This window comes from Lacrimispora sphenoides, assembly GCF_900105215.1.
GTDB classification, from domain to species: domain Bacteria; phylum Bacillota; class Clostridia; order Lachnospirales; family Lachnospiraceae; genus Lacrimispora; species Lacrimispora sphenoides_A.
Genome location: NZ_FOIP01000001.1, coordinates 3,206,018 through 3,223,556 on the forward strand (window position 1 = coordinate 3,206,018; position 17,539 = coordinate 3,223,556).

16 protein-coding genes are annotated in these 17,539 nt (G+C 45.2%); 14 read left to right on the forward strand and 2 right to left on the reverse strand.

Annotation, left to right across the window (positions count from 1 at the left end; genetic code table 11):
• The first annotated feature begins 113 nt into the window (after positions 1–113).
• From BMW45_RS14530 to BMW45_RS14550, 5 genes are all read left to right on the forward strand, one after another.
• Positions 114–869 (forward strand): M23 family metallopeptidase, encoded by a 756-nt coding sequence (locus BMW45_RS14530; protein ID WP_092246521.1) that lies wholly within the window; start codon positions 114–116, stop codon positions 867–869.
• A gap of 204 nt (positions 870–1,073) precedes the next feature.
• Positions 1,074–1,520 (forward strand): CBS domain-containing protein, encoded by a 447-nt coding sequence (locus tag BMW45_RS14535; RefSeq protein ID WP_025234243.1) that lies wholly within the window; start codon positions 1,074–1,076, stop codon positions 1,518–1,520.
• A 383-nt stretch (positions 1,521–1,903) separates the two neighbouring features.
• Positions 1,904–3,331, forward strand: a complete 1,428-nt coding sequence (locus BMW45_RS14540) for an ABC transporter substrate-binding protein (RefSeq protein WP_092244924.1) — start codon at positions 1,904–1,906, stop codon at positions 3,329–3,331.
• A gap of 72 nt (positions 3,332–3,403) precedes the next feature.
• Positions 3,404–4,387, forward strand: coding sequence for a carbohydrate ABC transporter permease (locus BMW45_RS14545; protein WP_092244927.1), 984 nt, complete (start codon positions 3,404–3,406; stop codon positions 4,385–4,387).
• A complete protein-coding gene (locus BMW45_RS14550) occupies positions 4,380–5,222 on the forward strand; it encodes a carbohydrate ABC transporter permease (RefSeq protein WP_092244930.1) in 843 nt (280 codons plus the stop codon). Before BMW45_RS14545 ends, BMW45_RS14550 begins: the two co-directional genes overlap by 8 nt.
• Here the strand turns inward: BMW45_RS14550 and BMW45_RS14555 are convergent.
• Positions 5,212–6,126 (reverse strand): AraC family transcriptional regulator, encoded by a 915-nt coding sequence (locus tag BMW45_RS14555; protein WP_092244933.1) that lies wholly within the window; start codon positions 6,124–6,126, stop codon positions 5,212–5,214. The genes BMW45_RS14550 and BMW45_RS14555 overlap by 11 nt on opposite strands.
• Positions 6,127–6,200: 74 nt before the next feature.
• Positions 6,201–7,583, reverse strand: a complete 1,383-nt coding sequence (locus BMW45_RS14560) for a bifunctional diguanylate cyclase/phosphodiesterase (protein WP_092244936.1) — start codon at positions 7,581–7,583, stop codon at positions 6,201–6,203.
• Between the two features lie 174 nt (positions 7,584–7,757).
• On the opposite strand from BMW45_RS14560, the gene BMW45_RS14565 reads away from it, so the two are divergent.
• The 9 genes from BMW45_RS14565 (at position 7,758) to BMW45_RS14600 (ending at position 17,537) form a co-directional block, all read left to right on the forward strand.
• On the forward strand, positions 7,758–9,092 hold the full coding sequence (locus BMW45_RS14565) for an FAD-dependent oxidoreductase (RefSeq protein WP_092244939.1): 1,335 nt from the start codon (positions 7,758–7,760) through the stop codon (positions 9,090–9,092).
• A 341-nt stretch (positions 9,093–9,433) separates the two neighbouring features.
• Complete coding sequence (locus BMW45_RS28495) at positions 9,434–10,306, forward strand: hypothetical protein (RefSeq protein ID WP_242883034.1); 873 nt, start codon at positions 9,434–9,436, stop codon at positions 10,304–10,306.
• Between the two features lies 1 nt (position 10,307).
• Positions 10,308–10,514, forward strand: coding sequence for a spore coat associated protein CotJA (locus tag BMW45_RS28500; RefSeq protein ID WP_051515358.1), 207 nt, complete (start codon positions 10,308–10,310; stop codon positions 10,512–10,514).
• Positions 10,514–10,780 (forward strand): spore coat protein CotJB, encoded by a 267-nt coding sequence (locus BMW45_RS14575; RefSeq protein ID WP_092244941.1) that lies wholly within the window; start codon positions 10,514–10,516, stop codon positions 10,778–10,780. The genes BMW45_RS28500 and BMW45_RS14575 overlap by 1 nt, the downstream gene beginning before the upstream one ends.
• Entirely contained in the window at positions 10,780–11,388 is a 609-nt protein-coding gene (locus BMW45_RS14580; RefSeq protein WP_025234233.1) for a manganese catalase family protein, read from the forward strand. The genes BMW45_RS14575 and BMW45_RS14580 overlap by 1 nt, the downstream gene beginning before the upstream one ends.
• A 155-nt stretch (positions 11,389–11,543) precedes the next feature.
• A complete protein-coding gene (locus tag BMW45_RS14585; RefSeq protein WP_092244944.1) occupies positions 11,544–13,478 on the forward strand; it encodes a cell division protein FtsA in 1,935 nt (644 codons plus the stop codon).
• 22 nt (positions 13,479–13,500) lie between these two features.
• Positions 13,501–15,573: a ribonucleoside triphosphate reductase gene (locus BMW45_RS14590; protein WP_092244947.1), complete on the forward strand. Its 2,073-nt coding sequence runs from the start codon at positions 13,501–13,503 to the stop codon at positions 15,571–15,573.
• A 317-nt stretch (positions 15,574–15,890) separates the two neighbouring features.
• Positions 15,891–16,694: a gluconate 5-dehydrogenase gene (locus tag BMW45_RS14595; RefSeq protein WP_029701973.1), complete on the forward strand. Its 804-nt coding sequence runs from the start codon at positions 15,891–15,893 to the stop codon at positions 16,692–16,694.
• 141 nt (positions 16,695–16,835) lie between these two features.
• Positions 16,836–17,537 carry a GntR family transcriptional regulator gene (locus BMW45_RS14600; RefSeq protein ID WP_025234212.1) on the forward strand — a complete coding sequence of 234 codons (702 nt, stop codon included), beginning with the start codon at positions 16,836–16,838 and terminating at the stop codon, positions 17,535–17,537.
• The last annotated feature ends 2 nt before the right edge of the window (positions 17,538–17,539 follow it).

Below are 17,539 nucleotides of genomic sequence, written 5' to 3' on the forward strand. Positions count from 1 at the left end.
ATGAGCACTGTAGTTGCAGGGGGTACAGTATCACTACAACAAATTTGAAAATTTTTCTTTTATTTCTGAATAACTCTTTCACTCTTGGTAAGAATATTATCGAGGTGATAAACGTGAAGGAAAAAATAAGTCAATTGTTCAAGGATAAAGTATTCCTTGTCCTGTTGGTTCTAGGCCTGCTGACTATAGTAGCTGCAGCAGGAGTCATTACCATTCAAAGAGGAAATGGTGGAGGAGAAAGCCCTTATCTGCAAGTACCGGATCAGAGCAATATGATTGTTGAAGAATCAGTCCCCCAAGAAACACAAGTGGCAGTTGCAGGAGATTCCAATGCAACAATGGAAGAAGAAATGCAGGTGGCTGATTCCAATAAAGCCTCTGCAGCTCAGGAAACACAGGCTCCGGCAGTAAAGACCGGAACAGACAAAAGCGCGGCAACGTCTCTGGTACTTAATTTTAATGATGCAACCAGAATGACCTGGCCAGTACGCGGAAATGTCATTTTAGACTACAGCATGGATACCACAATCTATTTTCCGACTCTGGACCAGTATAAATGCAATCCAGGGCTTGTGATCCAGGGAGATGTAAGTACTCCTGTTGTGGCTCCTGCCAATGCAAAAGTTGAAAAAGTCGGCTCCAATGAAGAAATCGGAAGCTACGTTGTCTTAAATATGGGCAACAATTATACAGCTATCTGCGGCCAGTTAAAAGAGCTGCAAGTTGTAGAAAATGAATATGTCAAAGAAGGTCAGGTCTTAGGCTATGTAAACGAACCTACCAAATATTATTCCGTGGAAGGCGCCAACGTATACTTTGAATTAACTCATAATGATAAGGCTATTGATCCCCTGGATCAAATGCAGTAAGCCGAAAAGAGGAAATCTCAGGAAAAAGTTATAAAAAAATAATAAAATGTTCATACGTGATTAAGAGTCATCTGCTATACTATAACCGATCAGTCAAATACCCGCAGCAAACTGTGGAATATTTGACCCCGTGGGCAGCCGCCAAAGTCAGGTTCGCTTGACCTTGGCTTGTTGCCTTCACGAGAATCAACGGGGAGTGTGGCTATGAACATTTTATTTTTTTTAACACCTAAGAATGAGGTGGCTTATATTTTTGAGGATGATTCTCTGCGCCAGGCGCTAGAGAAGATGGAGTATCACAAATACTCTGCAGTGCCCGTTATAAACAGACGGGGGAAATATGTAGGAACAATCACGGAAGGGGACATGCTTTGGGGAATCAAGAACAAATTCAATCTTAACTTAAAGGAAGCGGAGCAGGTAACGGTGGCTGCCCTTGACAGAAGGTCAGATAACCGTCCCGTATATGCCGATTCCAATATGGAAGATTTGATTGATAAGGCATTAAACCAAAATTTTGTGCCTGTTGTAGATGACCAAAAGAATTTTATCGGGATCATTACCCGCAAGGATGTCATTCGTTATTTTTATAACAAGTCCCTGGAGGTGCAGCAGCCGGTGACAAACTGTCAGACTGCAGCTATTCAATAAAAATAAAAAAGCATTTTCCGCCAAATTCCGGCAGAAAGTGCTTTTTTTAATTTAAAAACACCTTTTGAATCCTCGAATTTTGAAATCTATTGAAACTCATCGCATTTCTTGCTATAAGAAAAAAGTGAAAAATAAGAACCTTAAGGACAAAATAAATATAGAAAGTAATAAAAATAGAGCTTAATAATTATAAATACACAAAAAAATTACATTGTATAAAAAAATACCTCCATAAACTAAAACAATAATTTCATGCCAAAAAGCAATTTCTGTACATTAAAAAGCAAGATTTGTAAGGCGAAAAGACATCTTGTATGATACACTGAATTTACAAGTCAACACAGAAAGTTTTTTGCAGATTATGAAAAGGAGGAGGAATAAACATGAAAAAACGGTTTATTATGCTGGCAGGTGCGTGTGTGCTGGCAGGAGTGTTATCGGGATGCAGCGGCGGTGCAAAGAGCGGATCCGCGGAAACGGGGGCAAAGAACGAATCTACAGAAACAGCAGCAAAGAGCGAATCCACGGAAAAGGCAGAAACGTCGGAACCTGGAAAAAAGGTGATCAATGTCTGGGCATTTACGGATGAAGTGCCTAAAATGATCGAAAAATACAAAGAATTGCATCCGGATTTTGATTATGAAATCAATCCTACGATCATTGCCACAACGGACGGCGCTTATCAGCCGGCACTGGATCAGGCACTGGCGGCAGGCGGGACCAATGCACCGGATCTGTATTGTGCAGAAGCCGCATTTGTACTTAAATACACGCAGGGAGATGCCGGCCAATATGCGGCTCCCTACGAGGACCTGGGAATTGACGTAGCCGCAAAAGTGAAGGAAGCGGATATCGCCAAGTATACCATGGACATAGGAACCAATCAGGATAACAAGCTGGTTGCCTTAGGATACCAGGCGACTGGCGGTGCATTTATCTATCGCCGTTCCATTGCAAAGGATACTTGGGGAACCGATGATCCGAAGGAAGTCGGTGCTAAATTGGGAGCGGGAAGCAATAGCTGGGATTCATTTTTCAATGCTGCAAATGATTTAAAAGCCAAAGGCTACGGGATCATATCCGGTGACGGTGATCTGTGGCACGCAGTGGAAAACAGTTCTGATACAGGCTGGATTGTGGATGGCAAGCTGAATATTGACCCGAAGCGGGAAGAGTTTTTGGATCTGTCTAAGAAGCTGATGGATGGAGGACTTCACAATGATACCAGAGACTGGCAGGATGCCTGGTTTGCGGACATGAAGGGCCAGGGCTCTAAACCGGTTTTAGGCTTCTTTGGTCCGGCATGGCTGATCAACTATGTGATGGCTCCTAACTCAGGCGGCGAGAAAATCGGAGAAGGAACCTTTGGTGACTGGGCAGTATGCGAATCTCCTATCGGCTTTTTCTGGGGCGGCACATGGGTAATGGCAAATAAAGATTCTGAGGTGAAAAAAGCAGTTGGTGATATTATCCAGTGGATCACTCTGGAAACTTCCGAAAACGGCTTGCAGTACATGTGGGCAAACGGTACTATGAATGATGCGGGAACAAAGGACACCGTAGCTTCCGGTACAGTTATGGCCAAATCCGACGGCTCTATTGACTTCTTAAACGGACAGAATATGTTTGACGTATTTGTTCCGGCAAATAAATATGCAAAGGGTACGAACCTGACACAGTACGATGAAACCATTAACATGTATTGGAGAGATCAGGTACGGGAATACACCGCAGGAAACAAGAGCAGAGAACAGGCGATTAAGGATTTCAAACAGCAGGTAGCAGATAATCTGGATATCACCGTTGAATAAATAATTTTGAGCGGGCAGGAGGGGAGGATCTTTCTTCTTGTCCGCCCAATTGCGTTGAATGGAGGAACTTACATGAAACGAAAACATTCTGGTTATGCGAAATGGGGATACATTTTCTGTCTGCCCTTTACCATTGCATTTCTTATTTTCACTTTATATCCGATTATTTTTACTACTGTTATTGGATTTACGGATTGTAAGGGATTGGGTACGGTAAAGTTTCATTTTCTGGCGGACGATCCATTTTTAAACTTTAAGAACATTTTAGCAAATCCCTCGTTCCAGAAGTCATTTCGGAACACTTTAGGCATGTGGATATGCAACTTTATCCCTCAGATAGGTCTGGCCCTGCTTTTAACGGCGTGGTTTACGGATAACCGGAATCACATCAAAGGAAAAGGACTGTTTAAGGTATTGTTTTATATGCCCAACATTATTACTGCAGCTACCGTCGCCATTCTGTTCAACGCCCTTATCGGCTATCCCATGGGACCGGTCAATGATATTTTAATGACCTTAGGGATTACGGACCAACCAATTAATTTTCAGGTCAACAAAGCCGTGGCAAGGGGAAGCGTATCATTTATTCAGTTCTGGACGTGGTATGGCTATACCATGATTATTTTGATATCCGGCGTACTGGGAATCAGTCCTGAAATCTTTGAATCCGCAGAGGTAGATGGGGCAAACCGGATTCAGACCTTTTTCTATATCACGATCCCCAACTTAAAAACCATTCTGCTGTTTACATTGGTAACCAGTTTGATTGGCGGTTTACAGATGTTCGATATTCCAAAGCTGTTTTTACTTGGCGGACCGGACAATGCCACCTTAACCACCAGCGTATTTATCTATAATCAGGCCTTTAGCGGCAGTTACTTATACAATCGGGCTTCCGCCGCCAGTATGATCATGTTTGTGATCATTTGCGCTGCATCTGCAATTTTGTTTTTTGCAATGAGGGATAAGGACGAAGCAGAATTGGAGAAGCTGACCAAACAGCAGGAACGGGAATATAGGAAAATGCAGAAGGAACGGAGGAAATCACATGAATAAAAAGCGCAGCTCATTGATATTGAAAGTCATTATTTACGTGGTATGTGTTTTCCTTGCAATTTTAAGCATTGCCCCGTTTTACATTATGGTGATCAATGCCACCCGTTCTACGGTACAGATACAGCAACACGCAATTTCGCTTCTTCCTTCTACTTATATGATGAAGAATATAGCTATTTTGTTGGGAAAAAGTTTTAATCCTGCCAATGGTTTTTTGAATTCCCTTATCATTTCCACAGGAGCAACTCTTTGTGCGGTGTATTTTTCCAACATGACCGCATACGGGCTGGTGGTGTACAACTGGAGATTCCGTAAACCATTTTTCAGCTTTATCATGGCAATTATGATGGTTCCGGCCCAGATTACGATGATCGGTTTCTACCAGATGGTTTACCGGATTCATATGACGAACAATTTCCTCATGCTCATATTACCGGCCATTGCCTCTCCTGCTATGGTGTTCTTTATGAGGCAGTATATGCTGCCTTCTTTGTCACTGGAAATCATTCAGGCTGCCCGCATTGATGGGGCAGGGGAGTTCTATATCTTTAACCGGATTGCTATGCCAATTATGAAACCGGCCATTGCAACACAGGCGATCTTCTGCTTTGTGTCCAGCTGGAACAATTTGTTTACCCCTCTGGTGCTTTTGACGGATCAGAAGAAGTATACCATGCCCATTATGGTAAGCCTGCTTCGCGGGGATATTTATAAGACAGAATATGGCTCTGTTTATATGGGGCTGGCTTTGACGGTGTTGCCCCTGATTGTGGTTTATCTGCTTCTTTCCCGTTACATAATTTCCGGTGTTGCGTTAGGTGGCGTTAAGGGATAGACGAAAGGGAAAATTGGCTGCGAAACTCGGTAGGATTGTATTTTGTATACTTCTTAAAGCACCGGCTAAAGGAAGCCGGATTGTTGAACCCGGTTTGGAAGGCGATTGAGGTGATCGATTCGCCAGCCAATAACATTTCCTGAGCCGCCTGAATGCGTTTGCGGCTTAAATAGTCATAAAAAGTAGAGTTGGTATGTTCTTTAAACAGGCGGGAAAAATGGTATTTGGAAAAGCCTATGTGGGCGGCCATTTTTTCTAACGTTAAGTTCTCCCCGTAATGGGCGTCAATGTAGGACAAAAGGCCTGTGAACTTCTGGTAATACTCATAATGTTTTTCTTGAGAGGTTTGTGAATTGGCGGAGAGGGCATGATAGTACTCTCCGCCGATTGTCGTTAAGAGGTTGATCAGGATCGCATAAATAGAATATTCCCAAAAGATCCCGCCTGGAAAATAGATGTCGTTGATCTCCATGAAACCGGAATAGATCCGTTCATAAATCCGGCTATGGTTTTGCTTGTTCATAAGGCAAGGTTCTAACAGAACCACATCCAAAAAGGAGGAATCGTAAAAACTGGACAGTGGTTCCATGTTGAACATATAAATGAAGCGGGAACCGCTGGTAGCCGGAAGGATCTCATGGATGGAAAAGCGGGGGATAAAGAGAATGTCGCCCGGATGTAAGGTGAAGGATTTTTTGTTGATGATGACGGTATAGTCACATTCCACGGGTATGAGAATTTCCAATGCACTGTGCTGGTGAGGTGCGTAGCCTTCCATTTGAATGTTATGCCAGATACGGATATTGGAATTAAGGGAATATTCAACGTTTTCTAACAGGCCTTCCACTTGTCTGCCCTGGAAGGAACGGTCTTCGGGACGTTGGTAGTATGCGGATTTGGTCATATGGGGGTCCTCCTTCCTGTATGCCGCTGTTTATGTAATGATACTTAATTTTTTTCTGAGTTTCTACTGGAAGATTAGCTTAGTTTCCCCATTTTTTCCTTTTCCTCTGCTAAGAGCTGATGAGATTCTGTTAAGGAAGTGCCGAGGATTTTTAACAGAGTGTCTTTTTCCAGGGTAGGAGAATAGTAAAACCCCTGCTGGTAATTGCAGCCGGCTTCCGAAAGTATTTGGTTCTGGTTTTCCGTTTCCACGCCTTCGGCAATGATGGTCATATCAAGATCTCTTGCCATTCGGACCAGCCCTTCAATGACGGACCGGGACCTTGGATTCGTCTCAAGCTGCCATACGAACAGGCGCTCAAGCTTTAAGGTATCCACTGGAAGCTCCAGGATTGAGGAGATTCCGGAGTGGCCGGAACCGAATTCATTGAGGATGATCTCTACGCCCATTTCCTGCAATTGCTGAAGGGACACGTTGATGTTTAAATAAGCCATGGTCAGGGCACTTTCCTGGATCTCCAGGGCAAGCTTTCCCTCAGGTATGTGATAGATATCCATCATGCGCTTCACTTCGTCAAGGAAATCTTCCTGTAAAAAAAGAACGGGAGAAATGGGAAGAGCAATGGATTCAAAATCGCAGCCAGCTTCAAGCAGCCCGTGGATGCATTGGGCTGCTTTTTCCAGTGCATAGTATTCAATGGCCCGGATCTGCCCGGAATCCTCTGCAACAGGAAGAAATTCGCTGGCTCCGATCATCCCAAGGCCTTTAATAAAGATGCGCATATAAAGCTCTGCCCGGGTAAAGGTCCCCGTATCAATTTGAAGAGTAGGGCGGTAACGAACCTCCACCTCTTCTTTTTCCAGGGCTGTCTTTAGATAAAGAACAATGGTCTGGCGCCGCTGCAGCTGTTTCTGCAAAACGCTGTCAAAGACGACCGCCTGATTGGGACCTCCGTCTTCTGCCTTTATAACGGCCAGATCCAGACACTTTAACATCTGGTCCGGAGAATCGGCGTGTCCGGGATAGGTGCAGATGCCCATCTGTGCGGAACATAAGCAGTCGGTCCCGCTGACTTTCCAGACATGGTCAAACCTGCCGGCAATCATCTCAGCAAGCTCATAAGCCTGTCCCTGGGTATATTGTTCCAGTATGATGATATATTCCACACCAATATAATGGTAGACGTCTTTTCCTGTCACTTCTTTTAAATAGGTAAGGATCTGTTCAAGAAGGTATTCGCAGTATTCATAACCAAATACCTGGTTTAGCCGTTTAAAATTCTCTATGTGGAGCTTTAGCACAGTGCCCCGTTCCATAGAGCTCATTACCAGGCTCAGATGCTTTAAACAGGCTTCTCGTTCCGGTTTGCTCTCTAATAAAGGATCTTCTAATACCTGGCTTTTGGTCTCTGTCTCTGTCTGAAGGGGCAGAGCTGTTTTTTTTCTAAACCAATTCATATGGATTTCCTCCCTTTTATCGGCCATTTGATTTTATTGTATTATAAAAGCATAGTGAAATCAAGAAATAATTGGAAGAGTGAAAACAGGCATTAAACTGGAAATAGAGAGAATAATAAGGATAAGAAAAACTTTTTTTTAAAATGTTAGCTATAAAGGCAAGAGGTGGAAAGAATGAAATCAATCTGGACAGAATCAGCCAGAATTCCTGGCAGGAATCCATTGACAGGAAACAAACGGACAGAGGTGGTAGTAATAGGAGCTGGAATGGCAGGAATCCTTACTGCCTTTTATTTGCAAAGGCACGGGCTTCACGTGGTGGTGCTGGAGGCAGACCGCATAGGAAGCGGGCAAACGGGATATACAACGGCGAAAATCACTTCCCAGCATAATCTGATTTATGAAAAGCTGGCACGAACGACTGGAGAAGAAACGGCAAGGCTGTATGGAAAGGCAAACCAGCTGGCAGTGGAAGAGTACGGAAAACTCATTAGACGTTATTCCATACAGTGCCATTATGAGCAAACGGATGCATATCTATATTCGGTTCAGGAGTCAGAGGTGCTTTCAAGAGAGGCGGAGTGGGCTGCAAGGTTTGGGCTTCCGGCTTCTTTTGTCAGGGAGACCGGACTTCCGTTTTCTGTGCATGGAGCGGTTCGTTTTACCGGACAGGCCCAGTTTCATCCTCTGGAATTTCTTAGAGATATATCTGCAGGGCTTACGATTTTTGAGCGGACAAAGGTTCTCAAGGTTCAAGGGCATGAAGTCGTGACGGATAAAGGGGTGGTAAAGGCAGAAAAAGTAGTATTTGCCTCTCATTATCCTTTTGTTAATATCCCTGGATTTTATTTTGCCAAAATGTATCAGGAGAAAAGCTACGTTCTGGAGCTTGAGCCTGTTGCATCTTTAAAAGGCATGTATATTGGAATTGACGAAAGGGCATATTCCTTTCGGAATGCCGGTGATAAGCTTTTATTGGGTTATGGAAGCCACAGGACCGGAAAGGCGCCAAAGGAAAATCCCTTTACCACGATGAAACGGGCAGGGGAACATCTGTTTCCAGAAGCAAAGGAAATCAGAAGATGGACGGCCCAGGATTGTATGACTTTAGACGGAATTCCCTATATCGGGCCGTTTTCTGCCCTAAGGCCGGATTGGTATGTTGCTACAGGCTTTGGAAAATGGGGCATGAGTTCCTCCATGGTGGCAGCAAAGATACTGAGTACACAGATAACAGGAAGGAAAACACCCTATGATGAAGTGTTTTCTCCCAGAAGGCATCATCTGAAGGCAGCCGCGGGCACACTGGTTTCCCATGGTATGCAATCAGTGAAGGGACTTTCAGCCGGAACCATGCCTGGAGCCGTAAACTGTCCCCACATGGGATGCCGTCTGGTATGGAACCGGTTTGACAAGCGCTGGGAATGTCCATGCCATGGATCTTCTTTTGAAATTAATGGAAAAATTTCAGCAGGCCCTGCACAACAGGGTATTCCTTTCATAGATTGATATTAGAAACTTTCAATAGCGAAAGGAGTCATACATCCTATGGATTTTTATACGAAGCAATGGTGTCCTGAATATATGACCGGCACCGGTTCAGCCGGCTGGGAATATGCCATGGGGCTTGACATGTCTGTAAGTCCTGGTACGGTAATTCGCCCTGACATGCCGCTTGGTTCGGGTCCGGCAAAGTCCGCAGAAAATGGGACTGATCCCATACTTATGAAACAGCAGGATATGGCCTCAGGTTCCGGCCCTTGGATGCCGCCAAAAAGACCAAGATGTTCGGAAACAAGAGGTAAATCTGAGGCAGCACCTATGCCGATGAATTGCCAGCCAATGCTGTTATGCCCAATGCCGGAAAGAAGCAGGGAGATGCCAGCCCATACGATGCCGGAGAAATGCATGCCGGAAAAATGCAGAGTGATGCCAACCTGCCCGATGCCGGAGAAATGCATGCCGGAAAAATGCAGAGAGATGCCAGCTTGCCCAATGCCAGAAAAATGTATGCCGGAAAAATGCAGAGTGATGCCAACCTGCCCAATGCCAGAAAAATGTATGCCGGAAAAATGCAGAGTGATGCCAACCTGCCCAATGCCAGAAAAATGTATGCCGGAAAAATGCAGAGTGATGCCAGCTTGCCCAATGCCAGAAAAATGTATGCCGGAAAAATGCAGAGTGATGCCAACCTGCCCAATGCCAGAAAAATGTATGCCGGAAAAATGCAGAGTGATGCCAGCTTGCCCGATGCCGGAGAAATGCATGCCGGAGAAATGCATGCCAGAGAAATGCATGCCGGAGAAATGCATGCCGGAGAAATGCATGCCGGAGAAATGCATGCCAGAGAAATGCATGCCAGAGAAATGCATGCCAGAGAGATGCATGCCAGAGAAATGCATGCCAGGGAAATGGAGGGAGATGCCAGCCCGCACAATGCCAGAGAGATGCATGCCAGAGAAGTGCAGAGTGATGCCAAGCTGCCCGATGCCGGAGAAATGCATGCCAGAGAAATGCTGGGAGATGCCAACCCGTACAATGCCAGCCCATACAATGCCAGCCCATACAATGCCAGCCCATACAATGCCAGCCCATACAATGCCAGAGAATTGTATACCAGTATGTGTCATGCCGGTACAATGCCCAGAAAAAGAGAAGGAAGCTATGGCGCCTATGAAATGTCCGAATATGGCAACAAGTCCCGCATTTGTGAAGTGCCCTGAAATGCCGACATGCACAGCACCGGCCATGCGTCCCAGCAAGCCCGCACCGGCTCCTTGCCCAGCCGAAAATATTGACCAGTTTCCAGTTGGAATGGCATATGTACCATGGCAGTGCTGGCAGGAATTGTATCCGTTAGATACTGCCATGAACATGGGAACCATCTTCCCGGATCTGTTTAAACCATTTATTATGGGGGGGTGCCAGTGATGATGGGTTATAATGTTGATTGCGATATGCTGTTAAAACAGGTATATGAATCCAGCTTTGCAATGGATGATGTGGTTTTGTATCTTGACACTCATCCAGATGATCAGGAAGCATTAAACTATTACTTTTATGTAGCAGATATGCGGCAGCAGGCAATGCAGGCTTATGAAGAGCAGTGCGGCCCTCTGATGGTTGATGGAGTCATGGATGAGAATTACTGGACCTGGATCAATGATCCATGGCCATGGGAAGGAGAGTGCGGCTAATGTGGAGGTATGAAAAGAGATTACAGTATCCGGTAAATATAACGACTCCCAACCCCAAGATTGCTTCCTTTATTATCAGCCAGTATGGCGGCCCAGATGGAGAAATGGGAGCTTCCATGCGTTATCTTTCCCAACGCTATTCCATGCCTTATAAGGAATGTAAAGGTGTTCTTACGGATATCGGAACGGAGGAGTTAGCACATCTTGAGATCGTAGCAACCATTGTTCACCAGCTGACAAGAAATTTAACACCGGAACAGGTTGTAGAATCAGGGTTTGGTCCTTACTACATTGACCATACAACAGGCATCTGGCCTCAGTCTGCCGGTGGAGTCCCGTTTACTGCCAACCAATTCCAGTCAAAGGGAGATCCAATTACCGATCTTGTGGAGGATATGGCAGCAGAGCAGAAAGCAAGGAGTACTTACGATAACATTCTTCGTGTTATTACTGATCCAGAAATCTGTGATCCGATTCGATTCTTGAGAGAACGGGAAATCGTTCATTTCCAGAGGTTTGGGGAAGCTTTAAGAATTACCCAGGATAATCTGGACAGCAGGAATTTCTATGCATTCAATCCAAGCTTTGATATTAGAGATCAGTGCTGATAAAAACAGGCCGCAGCGTAAGTCCTTAAGCTGCGGCCTGTTTTATTGTGTCAATTTACATGCTTTTACTCCAAAATTTTCCTTTATTCGATTGACGGAGGCTGTTTATACTAGTAGAATAAAAGACAAATATACAAGAGAATGGGGCATTATTTATGGATAACAGACATAGTATTTTGACAGACACACTTCCGGATCAGGCTGTTTTCGCTCTGGATATTGGAACCCGGAGCATCATCGGTATGGTGGGCATGCCTGACGGGGACAGAATTCATATCGTTGCCATAGAGAGAGCCGAGCACACAAAACGGGCGATGATTGACGGCCAGATCGAGGATATCGATCAGGTGGCAAAGATCGCAGGCCAGGTCAAGGACAGGCTGGAAAAAAAGCTTGGGTGCAGGCTTGACAAGGTCTCTGTAGCTGCCGCCGGAAGAGCGCTGAGGACAGAAAGCGTGACATATGAGATGGAGCTTTCCAGACCTCAGAAGATCGATATAGAATCCGTCAGCCGCTTAGAGGCAGGTGCAATCAGTGAAGCAGAAAAATTATTTATGAATAGAGAAGACAAGGATTCGGACCGGCAGTTTTACCTGGTTGGCTATACGGTAAGCCGCTATTACCTGGATAACTACATGATATCCAATCTGATCGATCATCATGGACGGGTTCTGAAAGCCGATATTATAGCAACCTTTCTTCCTACAGAGGTGGTGGAAAGCCTTTATGCGGCCATGAATAAAATCGGCCTGGAGGTAGCGAGCCTTACTTTGGAGCCCATTGCCGCCATCAATGCTGCAATACCTCAAAATATCCGCCTGCTGAACCTGGCAATGGTAGATATAGGAGCAGGAACTTCAGACATTGCAGTCTGCAGGGATGGCTGCGTGACCGGCTATACCATGGCCATACTTGCCGGAGACGAGATCACAGAAACCATTATGAAGGAGTATCTGGTTGATTTTGATACCGCGGAAAAGATCAAGTCAGAGATTGACGAAGGGGCTGAGCTTCATTTTACGGATATCCTGGGATTTGAACAAGTAATCACGCGGGAATCCATCTTTGAGTGCATCAAAGAAGCGTCTTCCAGGCTTTGCGAGGAAATATCAGCAAAAATCCTGGAGGTAAACGGAGGGATGCCGTCGGCCGTATTCCTGGCAGGGGGAGGAAGCAGGCTATCCGGTTTAAAAGAGGGGATTGTAGAGCATTTAAAGATTGACCCCAAACGGGTTGCCATTGCAGGAAACAATTTTAAAATCAATGCCTATTCCGATGAGTATGACCTTGAGAATCCGGAATTTGCAACTCCTCTCGGTATCGTTATTTCTGCAGGCTTCAGCATTGTCAATGACAGCTTCCGCGTCATATTAAATGACAGGCCGGCCAAGCTCTTTCGAAACGGCAGCTTTACTGTTATGGATGTGCTGATGATGAACGGATATAATTATCAGGATATGATCGGGCGTTCCGGTCAGAATCTGGTGGTGAGTGTCAATGGAAAAAGAACAGTCTTTTATGGAGAGAAAGCAGAGCCGTCTGTCTTAACGCTCAATGGAGAAAAAACTCAGCTTTCTGATCCGGTACATACAGAGGACTGGATCGTATTCATACCTGCCACCCGCGGAAAAAACGCTTCCGCTATGCTCTCCGACGTGGCAGAGCTTGGAAAAGGAAACAATGTTCTGGTAAACGGCGAGGAGGCGAAGGCAGATGCGCCCCTGGAATCCGGTGACAGCATTGTAATAGAAACAACGGCAGCTGAAATAAAGGAAGAGCCGGAGGAAGCCGATTCCAGCCTTCATAAGTCGTCCTCCGGTACAGATCAAGACCGTCAGACAGGTAATAAACAGGGAGAAAAGAGCCGTGAGAGTAAGGGGAAAATCACGTTTTTTCTGAATAACAACCCCCTGACTCTTCCCTTAAAGCCGGATCACCGGCCCTATTATCTGATGGACATGCTGGAATATTCCGGACTGGATTTTAAAAACGTAACCGGACAGGTGGTATTAGAGGTAAATGGGGAAAGTGGATATTTTCAGCAGGAATTACATAGCAGGGACCAAATCATGATCTATCAGGTCAAATAGGATTTAAAGGAGAAGGATTAACATGTTAATGGTTATGAAAAGGGATGGCGCGGAAGCGGACTTTGATTTATCAAAGGTCAAGGAAGCCATGAAAAAGGCATTTACTGCAACCGAAAAGTATTATACGGATAGCATTGTGGAATTGCTGGCCTTAAGGGTTGCCTCTGATTTTAAGGATAAGATGAAGGAGGGGCTGATTGCTGTGGAGGATATCCAGGATAGCGTGGAAAAGGTGCTGGAAGAGACTGGATATACAGATGTGGCAAAGGCCTATATCCTGTACCGGAAGCAGAGAGAAAAGATCAGGAGCCTGGGAGCAACCACTCTTGATTATAAGGATGTGGTGGATAACTACGTAAAGGTAGAGGATTGGCATGTAAAGGAGAATTCCACGGTCACCTATTCTGTGGGAGGCTTGATCCTTAACAATTCCGGAGCGGTGACGGCAAACTACTGGCTTTCTGAAATTTACGATAAAGAGATCGCGGATGCTTACCACAGAGGTGATATCCATATCCATGACCTTTCCATGTTAACAGGATACAGCTGCGGCTGGTCTTTAAAAAAGCTTCTGCTGGACGGGCTTGGAGGGATTACCGGAAAGATTACAGCCTCTCCGGCAAAACATTTGGCTACTCTTTGCAATCAGATGGTTAATTTTCTCGGAATTATGCAAAATGAATGGGCTGCTTCCCAGTCCTTTTCATCCTTTGATACATACCTGGCGCCTTTTGTCAGGGCTGATGGTCTTTCTTATGACAAGGTTAAAAAATGCATGGAGGCTTTTGTGTTTGGAGTCAATACGCCAAGCCGCTGGGGAACCCAGGCACCGTTTTCCCATATTTCCCTGGATTTAACGGTTCCTGAGGATATGAGAGAGGAAAAGGCCATTGTCGGGGGGCGGCGAATGGACTTTACCTATGGGGACTGCCAGACCGAAATAGATATGGTAAACCGGGCGTTTTTAGAAACCATGCTGGCCGGAGATGCAGGCGGTATGGGATTTCAGTATCCGATTCCGGTTTATGGACTGTCTGAGGATTTTGACTGGTCCGACACTGAGAATAGCCGACTTTTGTTTACTTTAGCATCTCATTATGGAACGCCTTACTTTTCCAACTATATCAGGGGCGGCCAGGTACCGGGGGATGTGAGGATCTCCTATCATGGCGTGACTCCGGATTTTACGAAGCTGCGCAATAAGGCAGGGGGGTTCTTCGGATATGGAGAGAATACCGGATCCATTGGTGTGGTCACCATAAATCTTTCCCGAATCGGATATTTAGCCACCGATGAAGCAGATTTTTACAAACGTCTGGATCAGGTGGCGGATATTGCGGCCAGATCCTTGAAGATTAAACGGGATGTCATCGGCAGACTTTTAAAGAATGGGCTTTATCCATACACGGCTTGTTATCTGGAAAACTTAGAAAACCATTTTTCTTCCATGGGCGTGATTGGAATGAACGAGGCAGGGCTTAACGCTTCCTGGCTTAAATCCGGATTGCAATCTCAAAGGACAAGAGATTTCGCGGCGGATGTGCTGATGCATTTAAAAAAGAAGCTGATCGGTTATCAGCTGGAGTATGGAGATTTGTACTGCCTGGAAGCGACTCCGGCGGAATCGGCAGCCTACCGTCTGGCAATGATCGACAGGAAGGAATTTCCGGAGATTAAGACAGGCGGAATGGCAGGAGATGTTCCTTATTATACCAACAGCACCAAGCTTCCCTCTGATTTTGGAGGTACACTTAAAGAAGTTCTTGAAAACCAGAATACTGTCCAGCCTCTTTATACGGCCGGCAACGTATTTTCCGTCTACATGGAACAGGAAGCAGAAGATTGGAAAAAGATTCGGGACTCTTTGAGGAAGATGGCGGAGAATTACGATATTCCATATATGACCTTTACACCGGTGTATTCCATCTGCCAGACCTGCGGATATCTTTCCGGAAGAGAGGAAACCTGTCCGAAATGCGGGAAACAGACAGACGTATACAGCAGGATCGCCGGATATTACCGTCCCGTACATGACTGGAATGAAGGAAAACTCCAGGAGTTTAAAAATCGGAAAATGATGAAGTTGGAAGACTGAAATCAGAAGCCGAACCTACATAATGAGCAGGATTTCATGATCAAAATCCCGGTTTTTTTTAGGAAAGCCGGGATTTTCTTCGTTGTCAAAGGGGATGATAGGCCGGTGCCTGGAAAAGAAAGTGGTGCTTGGAAAATTATAGATAAATAAAAGTGTCATTGTTTGTTAAATATGTACATTGAAAAAAGAGTAGGGATATGCTAGCATATATACAAGGTGTTAGGTTTGTATACAAATTTTATAGTTTGGATACATATCGAAACACAGATAAGATGAAATAACTGACCCCAAATAATAAGTAAAGGAGAGATTGAATCATGAATTTAGCAAACCAGTTTTCCCTTGATGGAAAAGTTGCATTAGTTACAGGTGCTTCCTATGGCATTGGATTTGCCATTGCAAAAGGTCTTGCAGCAGCAGGCGCAACTATTGTTTTTAATGATATCAAGCAGGAATTAGTTGATAAGGGAATTGCCGCATACAAGGAAGAGGGAATTAAGGCTCATGGTTATGTATGTGACGTTACCGATGAAAATGGCGTAAATGCTATGGTAGCTCAGATCGAGAAGGAGGTCGGCGTGATCGACATCCTGGTAAACAATGCAGGCATTATCAAGCGTATCCCTATGTGCGATATGACCGCCGAACAGTTCAGACAGGTAATTGACGTTGATTTGAACGCTCCATTTATCGTTGCCAAGGCTGTTATTCCGTCCATGATTAAAAAAGGCCACGGAAAGATCATCAACATCTGCTCTATGATGTCCGAGCTTGGCCGTGAGACCGTATCCGCATATGCAGCTGCAAAGGGCGGACTTAAGATGCTGACAAAGAACATTGCATCTGAGTACGGTGAATTCAACATTCAGTGTAACGGCATTGGACCTGGTTACATCGCAACTCCTCAGACAGCACCGCTGCGCGAGACTCAGGCTGATGGTTCCAGACATCCATTTGACCAGTTCATTATTTCTAAGACTCCGGCAGGACGCTGGGGAGAAGCAGAGGATCTTTCAGGTCCTGCAGTATTCCTTTCCTCTGACGCTTCCAACTTTGTCAACGGACATATCCTGTACGTGGACGGCGGTATCTTAGCTTACATTGGCAAACAGCCACAGTAATAGTCAGTTTTCAGTAATCAGATCCGGCCCTTTTTCCCCGGCCGGCTCTGGAGTTAAAAATATGACCATGATGTCTGCTTTCAGGGCGGAGGTCATGGCATATTTTTTAACAGGCCTAATATAGAGGACGGAGAGGGTTCAATGGAAGGAAAGACCAAAACCTATAAAAACCGCGGTGAGTTGGTGTTTGAAACGTTAAAGCAGGAGATTCTGGACCTGGAATTAAAGCCCGGACAGATCATAAGCGAAAATGAAATCTGTGAACGGTTTGGCGTATCCCGGACGCCTGTCAGGGAAGCAGTAAGAAGGCTTCAGGAACAGGGCTTTGTCAATTCGGTTCCATATTCCGGCACACAGGTAACGCTTTTGAATCTGGATACGATTAAGCAGATGATATACATGCGTGTTGCGGTGGAAACCATGGTCATGCGGGATTTTGTGAATATGGCGACGCCTCTCTGGATGGAAGAAGTCAGGTATCTGATCCGCAAGCAGCAGGCTCTGATTCAGGAAAAGGGATTTGAACCGGAGCAGTTTTACCGTATGGATGCGCAGATGCATGCCATTTGGTATCAGGCTACCGGCAAACAAAAACTTTGGGATATGATACAGGCCCAACAGTTACATTATACAAGGTTCCGTATGCTTGACTTTGTAACTGAGACGGATTTTACCAGAATCATCAGGGAGCACACAGAGCTTTTTGAACTGCTGGAGAAAAAAGACATCGATGGCCTGGAGCGGTCCCTCAGAGAACATCTGTATTACAGTATGAAGAGAATGAAGTATCAGATAGAAGTAGAATATAAAGACTATTTTGAGCAGGAAGAGCAGGAGGACTGATC